This window comes from Citrobacter youngae, from assembly GCF_003818115.1.
GTDB classification, from domain to species: domain Bacteria; phylum Pseudomonadota; class Gammaproteobacteria; order Enterobacterales; family Enterobacteriaceae; genus Citrobacter; species Citrobacter youngae.
In genome coordinates this window covers 65,213-83,238 of the sequence record NZ_RPOI01000014.1, presented here as the reverse complement: position 1 = coordinate 83,238, position 18,026 = coordinate 65,213, and the positions used below count along the sequence as shown (strand labels likewise).

Annotated in this window: 16 protein-coding genes and 1 riboswitch; of the genes, 6 read left to right on the top strand and 10 right to left on the bottom strand. The window is 51.9% G+C overall.

Translation table 11 applies throughout. From position 1 onward, the window contains the following. Positions 1-154 precede the first annotated feature (154 nt). The 3 genes from EHN13_RS11765 (at position 155) to hldE (ending at position 5,915) form a co-directional block, all read left to right on the top strand. Entirely contained in the window at positions 155-1,456 is a 1,302-nt protein-coding gene (locus tag EHN13_RS11765; RefSeq protein ID WP_124021426.1) for a CYTH domain-containing protein, read from the top strand. Between the two features lie 125 nt (positions 1,457-1,581). Continuing rightward, positions 1,582-4,422: a bifunctional [glutamate--ammonia ligase]-adenylyl-L-tyrosine phosphorylase/[glutamate--ammonia-ligase] adenylyltransferase gene (gene glnE / locus EHN13_RS11760; protein ID WP_124021425.1), complete on the top strand. Its 2,841-nt coding sequence runs from the start codon at positions 1,582-1,584 to the stop codon at positions 4,420-4,422. 59 nt (positions 4,423-4,481) lie between these two features. Then, entirely contained in the window at positions 4,482-5,915 is a 1,434-nt protein-coding gene (gene hldE, locus EHN13_RS11755; RefSeq protein WP_048213251.1) for a bifunctional D-glycero-beta-D-manno-heptose-7-phosphate kinase/D-glycero-beta-D-manno-heptose 1-phosphate adenylyltransferase HldE, read from the top strand. A gap of 124 nt (positions 5,916-6,039) precedes the next feature. Here hldE and EHN13_RS24140 read toward each other — a convergent pair whose 3' ends face one another. The 3 genes from EHN13_RS24140 to EHN13_RS11740 all read right to left on the bottom strand — a co-directional run bounded on the left by EHN13_RS24140 (position 6,040) and on the right by EHN13_RS11740 (position 8,643). Next, positions 6,040-6,099, bottom strand: a complete 60-nt coding sequence (locus EHN13_RS24140) for a type I toxin-antitoxin system Ibs family toxin (RefSeq protein WP_137346154.1) — start codon at positions 6,097-6,099, stop codon at positions 6,040-6,042. 210 nt (positions 6,100-6,309) lie between these two features. Further along, positions 6,310-7,989, bottom strand: a complete 1,680-nt coding sequence (locus EHN13_RS11745) for a flotillin family protein (protein ID WP_124021424.1) — start codon at positions 7,987-7,989, stop codon at positions 6,310-6,312. Positions 7,990-8,013: 24 nt separating this feature from the next. Further along, positions 8,014-8,643, bottom strand: a complete 630-nt coding sequence (locus EHN13_RS11740; RefSeq protein WP_115601456.1) for an OB-fold-containig protein — start codon at positions 8,641-8,643, stop codon at positions 8,014-8,016. 260 nt (positions 8,644-8,903) lie between these two features. Between EHN13_RS11740 and glgS the strand changes: the two genes are divergently transcribed. After that, entirely contained in the window at positions 8,904-9,110 is a 207-nt protein-coding gene (gene glgS, locus EHN13_RS11735; protein WP_086523459.1) for a cell surface composition regulator GlgS, read from the top strand. Positions 9,111-9,143: 33 nt separating this feature from the next. Here glgS and ubiK read toward each other — a convergent pair whose 3' ends face one another. Further along, positions 9,144-9,440, bottom strand: coding sequence for a ubiquinone biosynthesis accessory factor UbiK (ubiK, locus tag EHN13_RS11730; RefSeq protein ID WP_048213247.1), 297 nt, complete (start codon positions 9,438-9,440; stop codon positions 9,144-9,146). 132 nt (positions 9,441-9,572) lie between these two features. Further along, positions 9,573-9,722: riboswitch (FMN riboswitch) on the top strand. Between the two features lie 106 nt (positions 9,723-9,828). On the opposite strand from ubiK, the gene ribB reads away from it, so the two are divergent. Next, positions 9,829-10,482, top strand: coding sequence for a 3,4-dihydroxy-2-butanone-4-phosphate synthase (ribB, locus tag EHN13_RS11725; RefSeq protein WP_048213246.1), 654 nt, complete (start codon positions 9,829-9,831; stop codon positions 10,480-10,482). An 83-nt stretch (positions 10,483-10,565) separates the two neighbouring features. Here ribB and dsbI read toward each other — a convergent pair whose 3' ends face one another. The 4 genes from dsbI to zupT all read right to left on the bottom strand — a co-directional run bounded on the left by dsbI (position 10,566) and on the right by zupT (position 15,156). Further along, positions 10,566-11,243, bottom strand: coding sequence for a protein-disulfide oxidoreductase DsbI (gene dsbI, locus EHN13_RS11720; RefSeq protein WP_121585056.1), 678 nt, complete (start codon positions 11,241-11,243; stop codon positions 10,566-10,568). Between the two features lie 14 nt (positions 11,244-11,257). Continuing rightward, complete coding sequence (locus tag EHN13_RS11715; protein ID WP_061068601.1) at positions 11,258-11,926, bottom strand: thiol:disulfide interchange protein DsbA/DsbL; 669 nt, start codon at positions 11,924-11,926, stop codon at positions 11,258-11,260. Between the two features lie 23 nt (positions 11,927-11,949). Next, positions 11,950-13,746, bottom strand: coding sequence for an aryl-sulfate sulfotransferase (locus EHN13_RS11710; protein WP_124021423.1), 1,797 nt, complete (start codon positions 13,744-13,746; stop codon positions 11,950-11,952). 636 nt (positions 13,747-14,382) lie between these two features. After that, complete coding sequence (gene zupT / locus EHN13_RS11705) at positions 14,383-15,156, bottom strand: zinc transporter ZupT (RefSeq protein WP_003024600.1); 774 nt, start codon at positions 15,154-15,156, stop codon at positions 14,383-14,385. Positions 15,157-15,303: 147 nt separating this feature from the next. Here zupT and ygiD point away from each other — a divergent pair, with 147 nt between their 5' ends. Continuing rightward, on the top strand, positions 15,304-16,092 hold the full coding sequence (gene ygiD / locus EHN13_RS11700) for a 4,5-DOPA-extradiol-dioxygenase (protein ID WP_105242194.1): 789 nt from the start codon (positions 15,304-15,306) through the stop codon (positions 16,090-16,092). Positions 16,093-16,135: 43 nt separating this feature from the next. On the opposite strand, the gene EHN13_RS11695 is transcribed toward ygiD, so the two are convergent. Together EHN13_RS11695 and EHN13_RS11690 are read right to left on the bottom strand one after the other, a co-directional pair. Continuing rightward, positions 16,136-17,296, bottom strand: a complete 1,161-nt coding sequence (locus EHN13_RS11695; RefSeq protein WP_048213241.1) for a glutathionylspermidine synthase family protein — start codon at positions 17,294-17,296, stop codon at positions 16,136-16,138. Between the two features lie 5 nt (positions 17,297-17,301). Further along, positions 17,302-17,979 carry a DUF1190 family protein gene (locus EHN13_RS11690; RefSeq protein ID WP_003024591.1) on the bottom strand — a complete coding sequence of 226 codons (678 nt, stop codon included), beginning with the start codon at positions 17,977-17,979 and terminating at the stop codon, positions 17,302-17,304. Positions 17,980-18,026 lie beyond the last annotated feature (47 nt).

Sequence of the window (18,026 nt, the reverse complement as noted above, 5' to 3'; positions counted from 1 at the left end):
CTGTGTCCTTTTTGCCACCACCCGAAACTTTTACGCCCGTCAAATTGCTCGTTGCATGGCAATTTGGCGCAAAATACTATCTACTGACCATAAAGAACGAACTTAGTTCGCAGTCAGTTTTCTCAACTGTGACATAACCCATAAGTACAAGACCATGGCCCAGGAAATCGAATTAAAATTTATCGTTAATAGTGACGCTGTAGATGCGCTGCGTGAACGTTTGAATACGCTGGGGGGAGAGCATCATGCGCCCAGCCAGTTGCTGAATATTTACTACGAAACGCCGGATGCGTGGTTGCGTGGTCACGATATGGGGCTGCGTATTCGCGGTGAAAACGGTCATTACGAAATGACCATGAAAATTGCCGGACGCGTGACGGGCGGACTGCACCAGCGGCCGGAATATAACGTTGCACTAAACGCGCCTGAGCTGGATCTCACCTTGTTCCCAACGGAAGTCTGGCCTGATGGCGAGCTGCCCGCTGAACTTGCTTCTCAAGTGCAGCCGTTGTTCAGCACCGATTTTTACCGTGAGAAATGGTTGGTTGATGTTGATGGCAGCCGGATTGAAATGGCCCTCGATCTGGGGGAAGTGAAAGCGGGCGAGTTTGCAGAACCTATCTGTGAGCTTGAACTTGAACTGCTAAGCGGCGATACCCGTGCGGTACTGAAGCTGGCAAACCAGCTGGTTTCGCAAACCGGTTTACGCCAGGGCAGTTTGAGCAAAGCAGCGCGCGGTTATCATTTGGCCCAGGGGAATGCGCTGCGCGAACTCAAACCGACGCGGATTTTGAAGGTTCCGGCGAAGGCGAGCATTGAGCAGGGGCTGGAAGCGGCGCTGGAGCTGGCATTATCACAGTGGCAGTATCACGAAGAGCTGTGGGTACGCGGCGTGAAAGGGGCGAAAGCCGAGGTGCTGGCGGCAATGGGTCTGGTGCGTCACATACTGATGCTGTTTGGCGGTAATGTGCCACGAAAAGCGAGCGCTCACTTACGTGATTTGCTGACCCAATCGGAAGCGATCATTGCGTCGGACGTTTCTGCTATTTCGGCGGTTTACAGTACGCAAACGGCAATGGCCAAGCTGGCGCTGACCGAATGGCTGGTGACCAAAGGATGGCAGCCGTTCCTGGAGGCGAAGGCGCAGGGCAAAATTGCCGACTCCTTTAAGCGCTTCTCTGATACCCATCTTTCACGCCATGCCGCTGAGCTGAAAACCGCTTTTGCGCAGCCGTTGGGCGATCAGTACGCCGATCAGCTTCCACGTTTGACGCGCAACATTGATAGCATGCTGATGCTGGCGGGATACTACGACGAAAATGTCGCATCGGAATGGATCGCTACTTGGCAGGGCTTACGTCGTGCCATTGCGGCCAACCAATATATTGAAATTGAACACTTCCGTAACGAGGCGATTGCACTGGAACCGTTCTGGCTGCACAGCGGAAAACGATAATCAGGGCCGAGGCCGGGATGCCTGATGGCGCTGCGCTTATCAGGCCTACGCGATGTGTGTAACTGTCATGTAGGTCGGATAAGGCGAAAAGACGCATCCGGCACCATTCAAAGGATAACCCGTAAATGAAGCAGCTCTCTTCACCGTTACAGCAGTACTGGCCGACCGTTGTTGAGCGGCTGCCAGCAGCAATATCTGAGTCCTCGCTTAGCGTTCAGGCTAAGTCAGTACTCACATTCAGTGATTTTGTCCGTGACAGCATTATTGCCCATCCCGAATGGCTGGCTGAGCTGGAAAGCGCTCCACCCCTGGCGGATGAATGGCAACACTATGCCAACTGGTTACAGCAAGCATTGGCTGACGTTAGTGACGAAAACACACTGATGCGTGAGTTACGCCTGTTTCGCCGTCGCATTATGGTGCGTATCGCCTGGGCACAGACGCTGTCGCTGGTGACCGAAGAGAGTATTTTGCAGCAGTTAAGCCATCTGGCTGAAACGCTGATTATTGCCGCTCGAGACTGGTTGTATGACGCCTGCTGTCGTGAGTGGGGAACGCCCTGTAGTTCTGAAGGTGTTGCGCAGCCGCTGCTGATTTTAGGCATGGGGAAACTGGGCGGTGGCGAGCTGAATTTTTCCTCCGATATCGACCTGATTTTTGCCTGGCCGGAACACGGCAGCACACAGGGTGGGCGCCGCGAGCTGGATAACGCCCAGTTCTTTACCCGTATGGGCCAGCGGCTTATCAAAGTGCTGGATCAGCCCACAATGGATGGGTTTGTCTATCGGGTGGATATGCGTTTACGCCCGTTTGGCGACAGCGGCCCGCTGGTGCTGAGCTTCTCCGCGCTGGAGGATTATTACCAGGAACAAGGGCGCGACTGGGAACGCTATGCGATGGTTAAAGCCCGCATTATGGGCGATGCCGACGGCACATACGTCAGCGAGCTTCGTGCCATGCTGCGGCCTTTTGTCTTCCGTCGCTATATTGATTTCAGCGTGATCCAGTCGCTGCGTAACATGAAAGGGATGATTGCGCGTGAAGTGCGCCGTCGTGGCCTGAAAGACAACATTAAGCTGGGGGCGGGCGGCATTCGTGAAATCGAATTTATCGTGCAGGTATTCCAGCTGATTCGCGGTGGGCGCGAGCCATCGCTGCAATCCCGCTCGCTGTTACCGACGCTTAGCGCCATCAATGCGCTGCACTTGCTGTCTGATACCGACGCGGAACAACTGCGCGCAGCCTATCTCTATTTACGCCGCCTGGAAAACCTGCTGCAAAGCATCAATGATGAACAGACCCAAACGCTGCCAGGCGATGAACTGAATCGCGCGCGACTGGCGTGGGGGATGAACGTTGATGACTGGCAGCAATTAACCGATGTGCTGGCCAATCATATGGACAACGTACGCCGGGTATTTAACGAGCTGATTGGCGATGACGAGGCCGAAACCCAGGAAGAGTCGCTCTCAGAACAGTGGCGTGAATTGTGGCAGGACGCCTTACAGGAAGATGACACCACGCCAGTGCTGACGCATCTGGCGGATGAAGATCGGCGGCGCGTGCTGTCTCTGATTGCTGATTTCCGCAAAGAGCTGGATAAACGCACCATTGGCCCACGCGGACGACAGGTGCTGGATCATTTAATGCCGCATCTGCTGAGCGATGTCTGTACGCGTGACGACGCCTCAGTCCCGCTGTCACGCATCACACCGCTGCTGGTGGGTATTGTGACTCGCACGACCTATCTGGAACTGCTGAGCGAATTCCCCGGGGCGCTGAAGCATTTGATTTCGCTCTGTGCGGCCTCGCCGATGGTCGCCAGCCAGCTGGCGCGGTATCCGTTGTTGCTCGATGAACTGTTGGATCCGAATACCCTGTATCAACCTACCGCGACGGACGCCTACCGTGATGAGCTGCGCCAGTATTTGCTGCGTGTGCCGGAAGATGACGAAGAGCAGCAACTGGAGGCACTGCGCCAGTTTAAGCAAACGCAGCTACTGCGTATTGCCGCGGCTGATATCGCCGGTACGCTGCCGGTGATGAAGGTGAGCGACCATTTAACCTGGCTGGCGGAAGCGATTATTGATGCGGTAGTCCAGCAGGCGTGGACGCAGATGGTTGCTCGCTACGGGCAACCGACTCATCTTGGCGAACGTGAGGGGCGCGGTTTTGCCGTCGTCGGCTATGGCAAACTGGGCGGCTGGGAACTGGGCTACAGTTCGGATCTTGATTTGATCTTCCTGCATGATTGTCCGATGGACGTGATGACGGACGGTGAGCGTGAGATTGATGGGCGACAGTTCTATCTGCGTCTGTCGCAGCGCATTATGCACCTTTTCAGCACCCGCACCTCGTCCGGTATTTTGTACGAAGTGGATGCGCGGCTGCGTCCATCCGGCGCGGCGGGAATGCTGGTGACATCAACCGACGCTTTCGACGATTACCAGCGCAACGAAGCCTGGACATGGGAGCATCAGGCGCTGGTGCGTGCTCGTGTGGTATATGGCGACCCGCAGTTGACCTCTCAGTTTGATGCGATTCGTCGCGATATCATGACCCTCGTCCGTGATGGGAAAACCTTGCAGACTGACGTGCGTGAAATGCGTGAGAAAATGCGCGCCCATTTGGGCAATAAGCATCGGGATCGTTTTGATATTAAAGCGGATGAGGGTGGCATTACAGATATTGAATTTATTACGCAATATCTGGTGCTGCGCTATGCGCATGAAAAACCGAAGCTGACGCGCTGGTCGGATAACGTGCGCATTCTGGAATTGCTGGCGCAAAACGACATTATGGATGAGCAGGAAGCGCTGGCGCTTACCCGCGCTTATACAACGCTGCGCGACGAACTTCACCATCTTGCCCTGCAGGAACTTCCGGGCCATGTAGCGGCGGAACACTTCAGCGCTGAACGTACGCTGGTGCGTGACAGCTGGCAGAAGTGGCTGGTTGCCGAGTGAAGTGTGCTATTATCGCGCGCAAATTTTAAGACCCTCAGAGAATCTCTCAGGAGACAGGAATGAAAGTAACGCTGCCAGAGTTTGAACGTGCAGGAGTCATGGTTGTCGGTGATGTGATGCTGGATCGCTACTGGTACGGCCCTACCAGCCGTATTTCACCTGAAGCGCCGGTTCCGGTGGTGAAGGTCGATACCATCGAAGAACGTCCCGGTGGCGCAGCAAACGTGGCGATGAACATTGCCTCTCTGGGCGCAAATTCTCGTCTGGTGGGTTTGACTGGTATCGACGACGCGGCGCGTGCGCTGAGCAAAACGCTGGCGGATGTGAACGTAAAATGCGACTTCGTTTCCGTGCCGACGCATCCGACAATCACCAAACTACGCGTACTTTCCCGTAACCAGCAGTTGATTCGCCTGGATTTCGAAGAAGGTTTTGAAGGCGTAGATCCGCAACCGCTGCACGAGCGTATTAATCAGGCGCTGGGTTCTATCGGCGCTCTGGTGCTCTCTGACTACGCCAAAGGCGCGTTGGCAAGCGTGCAGCAAATGATTGCTCTGGCGCGTAAGGCTGGCGTGCCGGTGCTTATCGATCCGAAAGGGACCGATTTTGAACGTTACCGCGGCGCAACGCTGCTAACGCCGAACCTGTCTGAGTTTGAAGCGGTCGCCGGTAAATGCAAAAGCGAAGATGAACTGGTTGAGCGCGGCATGAAAGTGATTGCTGATTTCGACCTTTCCGCACTGCTGATTACCCGTTCAGAACAGGGGATGACGTTGCTGCAACCGGGCAAATCGCCACTGCATATGCCGACGCAGGCGCAGGAAGTGTATGACGTGACCGGTGCGGGCGATACGGTAATCGGTGTGCTGGCGGCGACGCTGGCGGCGGGTAATTCGCTGGAAGAGGCGTGCTATTTTGCTAACGCTGCAGCCGGTGTCGTGGTCGGTAAACTGGGAACCTCCACCGTTTCTCCGATTGAACTGGAAAACGCCGTGCGTGGTCGGGCTGATACTGGTTTTGGCGTGATGAGCGAATCTGAGCTGAAACAGGCCGTCGCCAGCGCCCGCAAGCGCGGTGAGAAAGTGGTGATGACTAACGGCGTGTTCGACATCCTGCATGCGGGCCATGTCTCCTATCTGGCAAATGCGCGCAAGCTGGGCGATCGCCTGATCGTGGCGGTAAACAGCGATGCGTCGACCAAACGTCTGAAAGGCGAAACGCGTCCGGTCAACCCGCTGGAACAGCGCATGATCGTGTTGGGCGCGCTGGAATCCGTCGACTGGGTGGTCTCTTTTGAAGAGGATACGCCGCAGCGTCTGATCGCTGGCATCCTGCCGGATCTGCTGGTCAAAGGCGGCGACTATAAGCCAGAAGATATTGCGGGCAGCAAAGAGGTATGGGCCAACGGCGGAGAAGTGCTGGTGCTGAACTTCGAAGATGGTTGTTCGACGACCAATATCATCAAGAAGATCCAGAAAGACAGCGATAAATAACAAATGCTGGAAACGGGGCAAACTTTTCGTTTCTGTGCGTTTCCCGCTGTTGACGCTGCTGTTTTTTCGACCTAAAGTACAGGAATAAGGGTGAGAGGGGATTTCTCCCCCCTCTGATTGACTGTTAGTAAGCGTGGAAACTTAACAGTAACAGCACAACCAGTATGATGACTCGCTTCATCATAACCCTTTCCTTATTAAAGCCCCTTCTTCGAGAGGGGCTTTCTCGTTGCAGCCCCTTGCTGACCAAGCGATTGTTAGTGAGCGACCTGACAGGCGCAAGGGCTTTCTCCCGCAGGTTTTTTATTGCTGGAGCATCCACGCAAAACGGCGCGCCAGAATAAAAAATCCCCGGCTTTATGGGCCAGGGACGGGGGACATAAGGCAGAAGTCGTTATTCTTCTTTTATCGTTGTCTGATGGTTAACGTCGACTGTTGTCGTGGCGTTTAACGGAGTGGTAAGCGCATTTAGCGAACCGCCGGACAAACCAATTTCATTTAACAGCGAGTCAATCAGCGGCGCTTGTGTACGATAGGCAAGGGCGGCTGATAATGCCTGCTCAGCCAAATTTCCACCGCTTACGTTACCTGCGTTCACTTCACCGACGGCGCCACCACGATTCAGGCCATCAACCTGGATAATCTTGATTCCGTCGATAGACTTCATTGGCTCAACGGATTTCTCAATAACCGCTGGCAGAGACTGCAACAGAGCCAGCTTAAATTTCAGGCTGGTCTGTTCGTCGGAAAGCACGTTGATGGCATCGTTGAGCGCACGCTGGGCTTCGGCTTCTGCGAGACCTTTTTTGCGCGTCGCTTCGGCCAGTTCAACAATTGCCGCCGCCTGCAATTCTGCGGCTTCTTTTTCGGCTTTTGCCCGCACGGTCAATTCAACGGCCTGGGTTTCTGCATCCTGCGCCGCGGCGATCAGCGCGACCTGTTTGGCACGATCCGCTTCTGCGGTCTGGCGGGTGGTTTCTACGTTCTGCTGGGCGCGAACCGCTTCGGCCAGGGCATCGTTAGCTCGCGCTTCAGCCTGAGACTGTTGCTCGGACTTGGCAGCAATGGCGATGGACTTGGTTTGGTTGGCTATCTCCGTTGCCTGCTGCTGTTCGATCTCTTTGATACGAACTTCACGCTCGGCCTCGACTTTTCTGGATCGCACCGCCTGCTCGCGCTCGATTTCTGTTTCCTGAATCTGGCGTTCGGCAAGGATACGCGTCTGTTCAGCTTCACGATGACGTTCGGCTTCGAAGGCGGCGATTTTGGCGTTTTGCTCGGCCGTGCGGGTTTTCACCTGCTGCTCCTGCTCGAGCGTCATGAAGGCTTCCTGCTGTTCGATCTCCAGCTTGCGCGACAGCGCATCACGGTTTTTCTCACGTACCGCAACTTCAACGTCCTGTTCGACTTCGTTACGTTCGCGGCGACGGCGTTCTGTTTCCTGGGTCAGCTTGGTCAGACCCTCGGCATCAAAGGCGTTATTCGGGTTGAAATGGACTTTTTCGGTCTGGTTAAAGTTGGTGAGTGAAACGCTCTCCAGTTCCAGGCCGTTTTTGGACAGGTCTTCCGCGACGGTATTTTGTACGCCCTGAACGAAGTTTTCACGCGTATCCTGCAGTTCATGCATGGTCATCTGCGACGCAGTGGCACGCAGGGCATCGACAAACTTATCTTCTATTAGCACACGTAAATCCTCTGGTGACAGCGTCCGCTGCCCCAGGGTCTGTGCGGCGGTAGCAATCCCTTCAATAGACGGTTTTACACGCACGAAAAAGGCGACGACGACATCCACACGCATACGGTCTTTAGTGATGAGGCTGTCGACAGTCGAACGGCTCACCTCAAGTTTGAGGGTGTTCATGTTGATAGGAATAATTTCGTGGAAGATGGGCATGACAATTGCGCCACCGCTCATCACCACCTTTTGCCCGCCAAGTCCGGTACGTACAAACGCCTGTTCAGCTGACGCGCGGCGATACAGGCGGGCAAAGATAATCCCGATAATTAATAAGACGACCACCGCCACAATAGCGGTAAACATCCATGAAGGTAACATGCCAAAAACATCATCCATTGTGTTATTCCCTTAAAGTAAAAATTACAAAACATTTGGCCAGGGGTTTAGCTCGGCCAGGTAACGCGTTGCGGAGAGTCGGCAGATAATCAGCACCTTGTCTCCTTTTTTGAATTCTTTGCCTGCTTCAGGCTCTAGTAGCACATAGTGGGTCTGCCCGAACTTATCGGTAAATTTCCCTTCGCATGGGGTTCCGGCACTTGCGGAATGTCCGGTAATAATCGCCATGCTGCCGATAAACTCATCTTCTGCGAGAGCGGTGGTTTCATCCCGTGGCAGCCAGGGAGCAATGATTTTTCCGCTGTAATGCACGGCGAAGACGGCAAGAATAAAACTCAGCGGAGCAAGCAGCAGGTTGCTGAGCGGAGCTTGCCACAGTGTGACCGAACCATGTTGAAGAAGGATGCCGAAGAGTCCAAAGAAGCCAGCGAGTAAGCACAGCACGATCAGTGCGGGAATACGTCCGATATTCAAATAGTGCAGCGCTTGTCCAATATTGCCTGAAGTCAGGGCATCGTAGTGATCGAGATGCGCATCCAGTGCGCCCGAAAGGAAGTGCCCGAAAACAAGAGAGATGACTTCCAGTAAGCCAATCAGCAGGACAAATGAAATAGCAAACAGGTAGGGTCCGTTATAATCCGTGAATAAAACCAACTTTCTTCCTCCTGCGACCGCGTTCCCTGATAGTGTCAAAAGTAATGGTTTCACCTCTTACTTTTACATGACGTTACAATAACATGCGTCCTCCTGGTCTTGAATCCGAAAAGAGGCTCATCCCCCTCTTAGATTTCGTAGGAAACTGTGAAGCTGAAGGTTTTTTTGCGCACAATATGTGCAGAATATCTTCGCATCCAGGGAAATACTGAAATCAGAAAAAGCATATGGCCTTAGCAGATATTCAATAACTGGAGGGTATGCTCATGAACAGCAGTATGTATTCAATGAATAATTTCGATTTCCTGGCCCGAAGTTTTGCCAGGATGCAGGCTGAGGGCCATCCCGTTGATATCCAGGCGATAACTGGGAATATGGATGAAGAACACCGTAGCTGGTTTTGCAAACGCTATGCACTTTACTGCCAGCAGGCGACGGAGGCCAGGAAGCTGGAACTGGAACACTAACAGAGAAACGGGCCTTGCGGCCCGTTGTCGTTTTTACTCTTGCGGATCGACTGATGGGATCGCCGGGGCAGGCTTAACTTCTGCCGTTGTTTCACGCGATTCCAGCTCAGTCAGGCGTTGCTCAAGCAGCGCCAGCTTCTCACGAGTACGCAGCAAAACCTGAGTCTGTACATCAAACTCTTCACGGCTTACCAGATCCAGACGGGTCAGCTGTGACTGAAGCGTTTGACGAATTTTCTTCTCGACGTCTTCGCCAAACTCGCGGATCCCTTTCGGCATCGACTCGTGAACCTGACGAGCAATCTGCTCAATTTTTTTCGGGTCAATCATTGTGGTTTCCCTGAACTGGTACGTGTTGCTGCATATTGTAGTGCGAACTGGCACAGGCATAAACCAGAATTGTGTGAAGCTAAGACGAGCAAAGGCGTTGATGAAGGTAATCAATAGCGTTATAGTTAACTCGCTTATTCTCAGGGCGGGGCGAAATTCCCCACCGGCGGTAAATCAACTGATGTTGAAAGCCCGCGAGCGCTTTTCGTGAATGCGAAAAGGTCAGCAGATCCGGTGTAATTCCGGGGCCGACGGTTAGAGTCCGGATGGGAGAGAGTAACGATCCAGTCGGGCATGGACCCGCTCACGTTATTTTTTTGCCGCTTTGACGGCACTCCTAAGACTGCCCTGATTCTGGTAACCATAAATTTAGTGAGGTTTTTTTACCATGAATCAGACGCTACTTTCCTCTTTTGGTACGCCTTTCGAACGTGTTGAACATGCGCTTGCTGCACTGCGTGAAGGACGCGGTGTGATGGTGCTTGACGATGAAGACCGTGAAAACGAAGGTGATATGATTTTCCCGGCAGAAACCATGACCGTTGAACAGATGGCGCTGACCATCCGTCACGGTAGCGGTATTGTTTGCCTGTGCATCACTGAAGACCGACGCAAACAGCTCGATCTGCCGATGATGGTGGAAAATAACACCAGCGCTTATGGTACGGGTTTTACCGTGACCATTGAAGCTGCAGAAGGTGTGACTACCGGTGTTTCCGCAGCAGACCGTGTCACTACAGTTCGCGCGGCGATTAAAGATGGCGCTAAACCTTCCGATCTGAATCGCCCGGGTCACGTTTTCCCGCTGCGTGCTCAGGCTGGCGGTGTGTTAACTCGCGGTGGCCACACCGAAGCCACCATCGATCTGGTGACGCTGGCTGGTTTTAAACCGGCTGGTGTGCTGTGCGAATTGACTAATGATGATGGCACCATGGCGCGTGCGCCACAGTGCATTGAGTTTGCCGGCAAGCACAATATGGCTGTAGTCACTATCGAAGATTTAGTGGCTTATCGTCAGGCGCACGAGCGCAAAGCCAGCTAATAGACTATTACCACGTTAGTTGTGGTAAGCATAAAAAACCGAAGCCGTCTTCCTGGCTTCGGTTTTTTTGTTTCTTGCTCCAATTATTTGGTTCTGGTCAGTTTTAAAGCCCAGGCTCCACTCATTATCACCAGCAGTAGTAAACATAAACCAAAGGCCAGCAAACAGGCCTGTGCCATGTTCATAAAATGCCACGGCGGGAGCAGATACCAGCCTTCAGACTGTTGGTATAGATCGATAAACCACTTTTGCGTACTGCTGAGCGCTACGCCATCGGGAACCACGGGGGCGTCATAGCCGCAATCTCCTGTGGGCTTAAACCACTCCGGAGCCCAGTTTGCCAGCGGCAAATTGAAAGGGAATATCGGATCGGTGGAACATCCCTGGACGCCAAACAGCGAGTCCGGATCCGGGTTATGTACAGCATAATGAATGCCGTTAAGTTTGATGGAGAACTTAATGCCCATGATGCTGCCATAAAATGCCGCGATGCAGCCAATAAGCTTCAGAGCAACATTTTTGGGATTTATTGCCGCGATCAATCCACTGAAAACCATCACAAACATGGCGAAGCGAATGTAGACACACTGCTCGCAGGGAGCCATATAGAGATAGATTTGAAAGAATGAGTGCGCCAGTATTATTAACCCGCCCATCGCGCACGCCATCAGTAGCCACAGAAAGCGCCGTTCCTGCCATCTCACCAGCGTATCAACCGGCGTGGTACGTAAGTCCCGCCAAAATCCTTTTATGAAAGCCATAGCCTGGTCCCTGTTTATTTTGTCGCCAGCTCTCTGACAAGCTCAGCCATGGAGTCAATGGATTTGATACTTTTGGTGTAGATCAGGTATTTACCATTAACGACGTAAGCCGGAACCCCCTGAATTTTGGCGACGTCGTATGCCGCTTTCCATTTCTCCAGCGTTTGCTGAACGGTGGGATCTTGCAGCGCGGCGTCAAAATCTGTCTGGCTCATGCCTGCAGCATCCAGACCTGTTTTAATGAATGCGGCCGGATCTTTACCATCTGACCAGCGCTCTTTCTTGTCGTGGTAAGCAGCGTAATAAGCGAATTTCGCTTTTTTGAACTGCGATTTGGCATCAAATAATGAAATCCCTGCGGCCTGATCTTTAGCAATCATTACTGCAAAAACTTCACTGGCCTGTTTACCATATTCCCCTTTGGTTTCCAGATGAAATGGTGTGAAGGTGACGAGATCGGCCACTTTTTCAGAAACCGGGCCAGTCACGGCTTTATCATATTTGTAACAGAACGGACAGGCGTAGCTAAATACTTTGATTAACGTTTTATCAGCATTCGGAATCGGTTTCTCTAAAACCATATAATCAGTGCCTTCTGTAAAAGCGGAGGCGGCAAACGACGTGGCAAGCGCTGCAGTTAATATCACGCTTTTAAATAATGAAGTAATCCATTTAGATGACATAATTAATCCTTAATCTAACGCGATTATTTAAATATGTGTTGTGGGCGGACCAGTAATGCACGGTAGTGAGTTTGGTTTGGCTTATCTGAAAGGACATCAATCTCAACTTTGACTTCTTTGGTCTTGTAGTCAATTTCATTAATTTTGCCAATGGTTGGTTGCCCAACGTCAAATAAATTAATTGAACCACCAAAGCCAAACATGGTGTCACGGTCTTTCTGATATTCGATAACCGAGGTGATGGGACTATAGAAGTCGTAACCGCGTTCTTTGCCGTATTCCCAGATTTGCTGAACGGTACCTTTTTTCTCGTCAATTTTATATTCGACGAAACGGGAATATTTCATCGTCGGCAATGCTGGTTGTTCGAGCCCACGACCATCGCCGTTGTCAAAGATGGTTAATGTCCCTTTGCTCGAGAGCCATGCGGTGTGCTGTGTATAAGTAAAATCGAAATCGGTGTTTTCGCACTTGCCGTTTTCGTCACATTTTAGCGCGTTGCCTTTACCATCAACCGGTTTTAACAGCTTGCTTGCCAGCGCCTTATTCCAGCCTTTCGACGGAGCGAGGATCCATTTCACCTGTTTATCGCGACCGATTTTAACGACGCCCTGATGGCGGGAAGAGATAATAATGGAGTCATCTTTGGCATCATAGGCAATGGAGTTAACGTGCGCCCAGTTACGACCTGCACCCACCCCGAGGGCGTCACCGTAAGGTGTATCTGGCTCCAGTTTCGCCTGTTGACCGGCATGAGCGAGGTCAACGTTGACGCATACCGCGCCTGCGTCCAGTGCACCCAGAAGCGCATCACGCATCGGATCGAGTATTTTTGTCAGATCCCACACGTCAACCACACGGCCGGACTTGTCTACTTCAATTATCTGATCACGGATGGTTTGCACATGGATGCCATCTTCTTTGCGATAATCGCGTTTGCCCACGCGAAGCAGCACGGTGTCGTTGATTGTTTCGATCGATTCATGCGATGCGTCAAGGAATCCGCGCGGTAGCTTATGATCGGCCAGAATCTGCCCCATCATATCGAATTCGTACCAATGCTGACCCTGAACGGCTGTGAAGGTGCCGCGCGGCGTTTCCCGGATACCCATCAAGTAACCGCGCTTATTGATATCCATGTCATGGCCATCGTAGAAGGTATCTTGATCCAGCCACCAACGATATTCACCTTCCGTATCGACGATAAAGGTGAAGGGGGCAATGTCAAAGGGTAATGCCCCGCCCGCAGGACCCGCATCCAGGATGCCGGCATTTTTATCTTTTTCGCCATGCCAGTGGAATTCCGCCCCTTGTGCCGTGAAGGTATGGGTATTCACCAGATAGAGACGGTCTTCAAAACCAGGCGCTACCTTAATCACTTTCGTTTGCTGTAAATCGGAAATTGAACGGTTATCCATGTAGTGATTAACGATGGTGGACGTTTGCACCACATAATCATCCTTCATGGCTTTGCCATTTTCTTTATATTCAACGGTGACCTTATTAGCAAACTTTTGATAAAGACCAAAAATAGGCACGCCGTCATAGGTTGCTAACGATTCTTTGCCAACAGTATAAGTAACAGGAACTCCTTTCTCGCCTTTGCCATGAACGGTGACTTTAACATCTGAGATAACGTGACTGTCTAATTCCACTAACGCGGTAAGCGGGGCGTTTCCATAAGGATCAACGACTATTGCGCCCAGTTTTCCTGCGGGTTGGGCGGGTTGAAAACCCGCGGCAAAAGAGTTTCCGACTGTTAATCCAAACGTCAGTGCCAGAGTGCCTGCGAGAAGCGTTTTTCGATATTGTATAAACATGGATATATCTCCTTATATTACCTATAAATATAATTATGCTGAATATATTATGTTTTCATAGTGTCGATAAAATATAAAATGGTGTTACTGATTCAACTATTATGGTGAATATATTAATATTGATAAAATGTATTATTTGTGGAAATTATTTTTTATTATTTCCGATAGTATGAGTGAGATATTCTGAGAACAATATTTATTATTGCGTAGTGTGATCTTGTCGACATTGTTTTATTTTCTATAGCGAGTTTGACTATTGGCTTAGCCGCTGGTTTATATGATCGAAATCATATATTTGTTTCTGGAATATGCCACTATAGGAGTATGTCAGAATAAGCTTGTGTAAAATTTTAACGTTAAATGTTTAATGATGTTAAATGTTAAGGGTAAAAGAATGTTTATTGCCTGGTATTGGATCGTATTAATTGCATTCGTTGCATTGGGTTATTATTGCCATATGAAGCGTTATTGCCGGGCATTCCGGCAAGACAGAGACGCATTGCTCGAGGCGCGAAACAAACTCTTTCGTCGCTCTGGTGAAGATAACAGCGTGATTAAGGAACAGGAATAGTCCTTCACGTTCTGCTATGGATGAGCGGATGCTGTAAATGAGCAGGGTGGCATCCGCCCTCTGGATTATCCGATTCCCATGGACTGGAGGATGACGAGGCTTAACCCCATCACCGACATTCCGCACAGGACCCCATAGCTGGGATTATTATTTGGGTCGATCTCTTTTGCCAGTGGCATCAATTCATCGACTGACAGCGCCACCATAATTCCGGCGACCGCGGCCATAATTGCTGCCATCACCACGGGCGAAATCAAACTGCCCAGAATTAACCATGCCAGTACCCCACCTAATATTTCCGCCATTCCCGAGATCCCGGCCCAGAATATAGCGGTACGTTTGGAGCCCGTGGCTGCATAGACCGGACCTGCAACGGCTAATCCTTCAGGAATATTGTGTAATGCGACGGCAAGCGCGATACCAAAGCCCAGTTCGAGGTTGCTGCTGGCGGTAACAAAAGTTGCAATCCCTTCCGGGAAGTTGTGCAGGCTGATACCCAGAGTTAATAAAATCGCAGTACGCTTAATGGAACCGGGTAACGGTTGTGTGGTTTTTTGGACTAAATCCTGAGGGTGAGCGTGCGGCAGCAAACGATCCAGGCCAAAGTAGCCCAGCAAACCAACGATAAACATCCCGTAACCCAGCACCGGCGACATTCCCTCTGCTGCCAGTGCGGCTGGCAACATTTCCATCAGGGAGATCAGCAACATGATACCTGCGGCAAAACCCAGAGAAAACGCGAGAACGCGGTTAGAGGGTTTTTGTCCCAGCACGCCGAGAAATGCACCGATAAATGTGGCGGCGCCTGCCAGTAAGGTCAGAAGTAAAGGTACTGACATCGACAAATAAAACTCCTTATCAATCTGCTGTTCGGGGCGGATCGTCAAAATAACTGATGATCTTCATCATGGTTATCTGAGTTCTTCATCAACCGAAAAAGCGTATTGTGGTGATATCAAAATGACTCCCTCAGTAAGGATATCATCATGTCTTCAACTCGTATGCCAGCATTGTTTTTGGGACACGGCAGCCCAATGAATGTTCTGGAAGATAACGTTTATACCCGTGCCTGGCAGCAACTGGGGGAAACGTTGCCGCGCCCGAAAGCGATTGTTGTGGTATCGGCACACTGGTTTACACGCGGTACTGGCGTAACCGCGATGGAAGCACCTAAAACTATCCACGATTTTGGTGGTTTCCCGCAGGCACTGTATGACACGCATTATCCGGCCCCGGGCTCGCCAGAACTGGCACAGCATCTGGTTGACTTGCTTGCTCCTGTGCCCGTCGCCTTAGACAAAGAAGCGTGGGGTTTTGACCACGGTTCATGGGGTGTGCTAATCAAGATGTACCCGAACGCAGATATCCCGATGGTGCAGTTGAGTGTCGATAGCACCAAACCTGCGGCGTGGCATTTTGAAATGGGCCGTAAGCTGGCAGCGTTGCGCGATGAAGGCATTATGCTGGTGGCCAGTGGCAACGTAGTGCATAACCTGCGTACAGCACGCTGGCATGGTGAGAATACACCATACCCGTGGGCGACCTCATTTAACGATTATGTTAAAGCCAACCTGACATGGCAGGGACCGGTTGAACAGCACCCGCTGGTTAACTATATGGATCATGAAGGCGGATCGCTGTCGAACCCAACGGCGGATCACTATCTGCCGCTGCTGTATGTCCTCGGCGCGTGGGATGGCAAAGAGCCGGTGACGATTCCTGTTGATGGGATTGAGATGGGTAGCCTGAGTATGTTGTCAGTACAGGTGGGATAAAAACGTAGGCCCGGTAAGCATTAGCGATACCGGGCACAACGAATTACTCGACAAAAATATGCGGATAGAAGCGCGAGAGATCCTGGGTGATCAACGCTCTGTCTTCGCGAATGCCGATCCCGGCAGGTTGATCGTTAATCAGCCAGCTGCCGATCAGCATATAGCTGTCGCCAAACTTCGGTAGCTGATGGAACTGCTGCACGATCATGCCTTCTTCACCGTATGGCCCTTCCACGGCTTCGATCGTTTTACCGTTCTCAATGATGGAAACGTTAGCGCCTTCACGCGAGAAGATCGGTTTCACGACAAACTTATCCATCTGCGGATAGTCGTCTTCGGCGAAGTACGCCGGCAGAAGATTCGGATGGTTCGGGAACATTTCCCACAGCAGCGGTAACAACGCTTTGTTGGAGATAATGCTTTTCCAGGCCGGTTCCAGCCAGCGGACGCCAGCGTCTTCCAGCTTGGTGGAGAACATTTCACGCAGCATAAACTCCCACGGATAGAGCTTGAACAGATTGGCGATCACCTGGTCCTGCATGTCCGTGAACTGACCTTTTTCACCGAGCCCGATATCCTCGACATAGAGAAATTCAGTGGCAATTTCAGCCTCAGCCGCGCAATCCTGCAAATACTGGATCGTTCCACGATCTTCGACCGTATCGCGACAGCAGGTCAGATGCAGCAACTGAAAACCGTACTGCTCGCGCAGCGCAGTGAAACGTTCGATCAGCTTTTCCTGCAGGCTGTTGAACTGATCGCTGCCTTCCGGCAGGTTGCCCGCATTAAGCTGATCTTCCAGCCAGATCCACTGGAAAAAGGCGGCTTCGTACAATGAGGTTGGCGTATCGGCGTTGTTTTCTAAAAGCTTAGGTTCACCGGTACCGTCCCACGCCAGATCGAGACGGGAATAGAGCGACGGTTGCTGTGTCAGCCAGGACTGGCGGACAAAGCCCCAGGTATGCTTTGGAATGCGAAACTTGGTCATCAGCTCATCGCTGGCAATGACCTTTTCCACCACTTTGAGGCACATCTGATGCAGCTCTGCGGTGACCTCTTCCAGCTTTTCGACCTGAGCAAGCGTCAGCTTATAGTACGCGTCTTCACACCAGTACGGCTCGCCGTACATGGTGTGAAAGTTGAAACCGTATTCGGTGGCCTTATCGCGCCAGTCCGGGCGCTCAACAATACTGACTCTTTCCATGACGATCAGCCACCCATCGAACGTGTGGTGGTGCCGCTTGCGCTACGCTGCATGGTGCTCTGTTTGGCGACTGACTCACCAAATCCGCCGCGGGTTACGGTAGAGGTGGTGGCAGGTTTCGGTGCCATGGCGGTTTTTGGTACGGTCATGGTGCGGCCCGGCGTTGCTGCGCCGTAGTTTTTGCCGCTGGCGTCAGTATATTTGCCGTATGCAGGGCTGGCCGGGTTTTTCGAGCTGAACAGCGGTTGCTGAGCGCCCATTCCGCCGCCCATCAGTCGGCCCATCATGTAGCCTGCCATCAGCGGCATCCAGAAGCTGCCGCTGCTTTGATTCTGCGCCTGAGCCTGGCCTTCGCCGGTCGGTGCCATGCCCGCCTGCGCAGGTGCCTGCTGGCACTGGCCTTCGCCGAATTCAGCAATACAGTCTTCACGCGTGGCGTATTTTGGCGCGGTGCGTTCAGCTTCTTTCAGCGCGTTGTTAAACGCGGTGGTGCATTCGGCGCTTTTACCCGGATTCGCCGCAGAGCAGTCGTCCGCGTTCTGATAAAGCGAAACCGTTTCGTCACTCTTTTCACAGCCCGCGAGCATAAACACTGCGGTAACTGCCAGGGCGACAGGAGTCAGGTGGCGCGCGCTCCAGCTTTTGCGGAACGAGGCATGATGTATCGATTTTGTCCGTTTCATTTTTGTCTTCCAGGACCCAGTGGTAAACACAGTAAATAATGCTCAGG

Excerpts from the sequence above, each read along its gene's own strand:
- EHN13_RS11765 (WP_124021426.1), top strand. The coding sequence starts at position 155 with ATGGCCCAGGAAATCGAATTAAAATTTATCGTTAATAGTGACGCTGTA.
- glnE (WP_124021425.1), top strand. The coding sequence starts at position 1,582 with ATGAAGCAGCTCTCTTCACCGTTACAGCAGTACTGGCCGACCGTTGTT.
- hldE (WP_048213251.1), top strand. The coding sequence starts at position 4,482 with ATGAAAGTAACGCTGCCAGAGTTTGAACGTGCAGGAGTCATGGTTGTC.
- EHN13_RS11745 (WP_124021424.1), bottom strand. The coding sequence starts at position 7,989 with ATGGATGATGTTTTTGGCATGTTACCTTCATGGATGTTTACCGCTATT.
- glgS (WP_086523459.1), top strand. The coding sequence starts at position 8,904 with ATGCTCATGAACAGCAGTATGTATTCAATGAATAATTTCGATTTCCTG.
- ubiK (WP_048213247.1), bottom strand. The coding sequence starts at position 9,440 with ATGATTGACCCGAAAAAAATTGAGCAGATTGCTCGTCAGGTTCACGAG.
- ribB (WP_048213246.1), top strand. The coding sequence starts at position 9,829 with ATGAATCAGACGCTACTTTCCTCTTTTGGTACGCCTTTCGAACGTGTT.
- dsbI (WP_121585056.1), bottom strand. The coding sequence starts at position 11,243 with ATGGCTTTCATAAAAGGATTTTGGCGGGACTTACGTACCACGCCGGTT.
- EHN13_RS11715 (WP_061068601.1), bottom strand. The coding sequence starts at position 11,926 with ATGTCATCTAAATGGATTACTTCATTATTTAAAAGCGTGATATTAACT.
- EHN13_RS11710 (WP_124021423.1), bottom strand. The coding sequence starts at position 13,746 with ATGTTTATACAATATCGAAAAACGCTTCTCGCAGGCACTCTGGCACTG.
- zupT (WP_003024600.1), bottom strand. The coding sequence starts at position 15,156 with ATGTCAGTACCTTTACTTCTGACCTTACTGGCAGGCGCCGCCACATTT.
- ygiD (WP_105242194.1), top strand. The coding sequence starts at position 15,304 with ATGTCTTCAACTCGTATGCCAGCATTGTTTTTGGGACACGGCAGCCCA.
- EHN13_RS11695 (WP_048213241.1), bottom strand. The coding sequence starts at position 17,296 with ATGGAAAGAGTCAGTATTGTTGAGCGCCCGGACTGGCGCGATAAGGCC.
- EHN13_RS11690 (WP_003024591.1), bottom strand. The coding sequence starts at position 17,979 with ATGAAACGGACAAAATCGATACATCATGCCTCGTTCCGCAAAAGCTGG.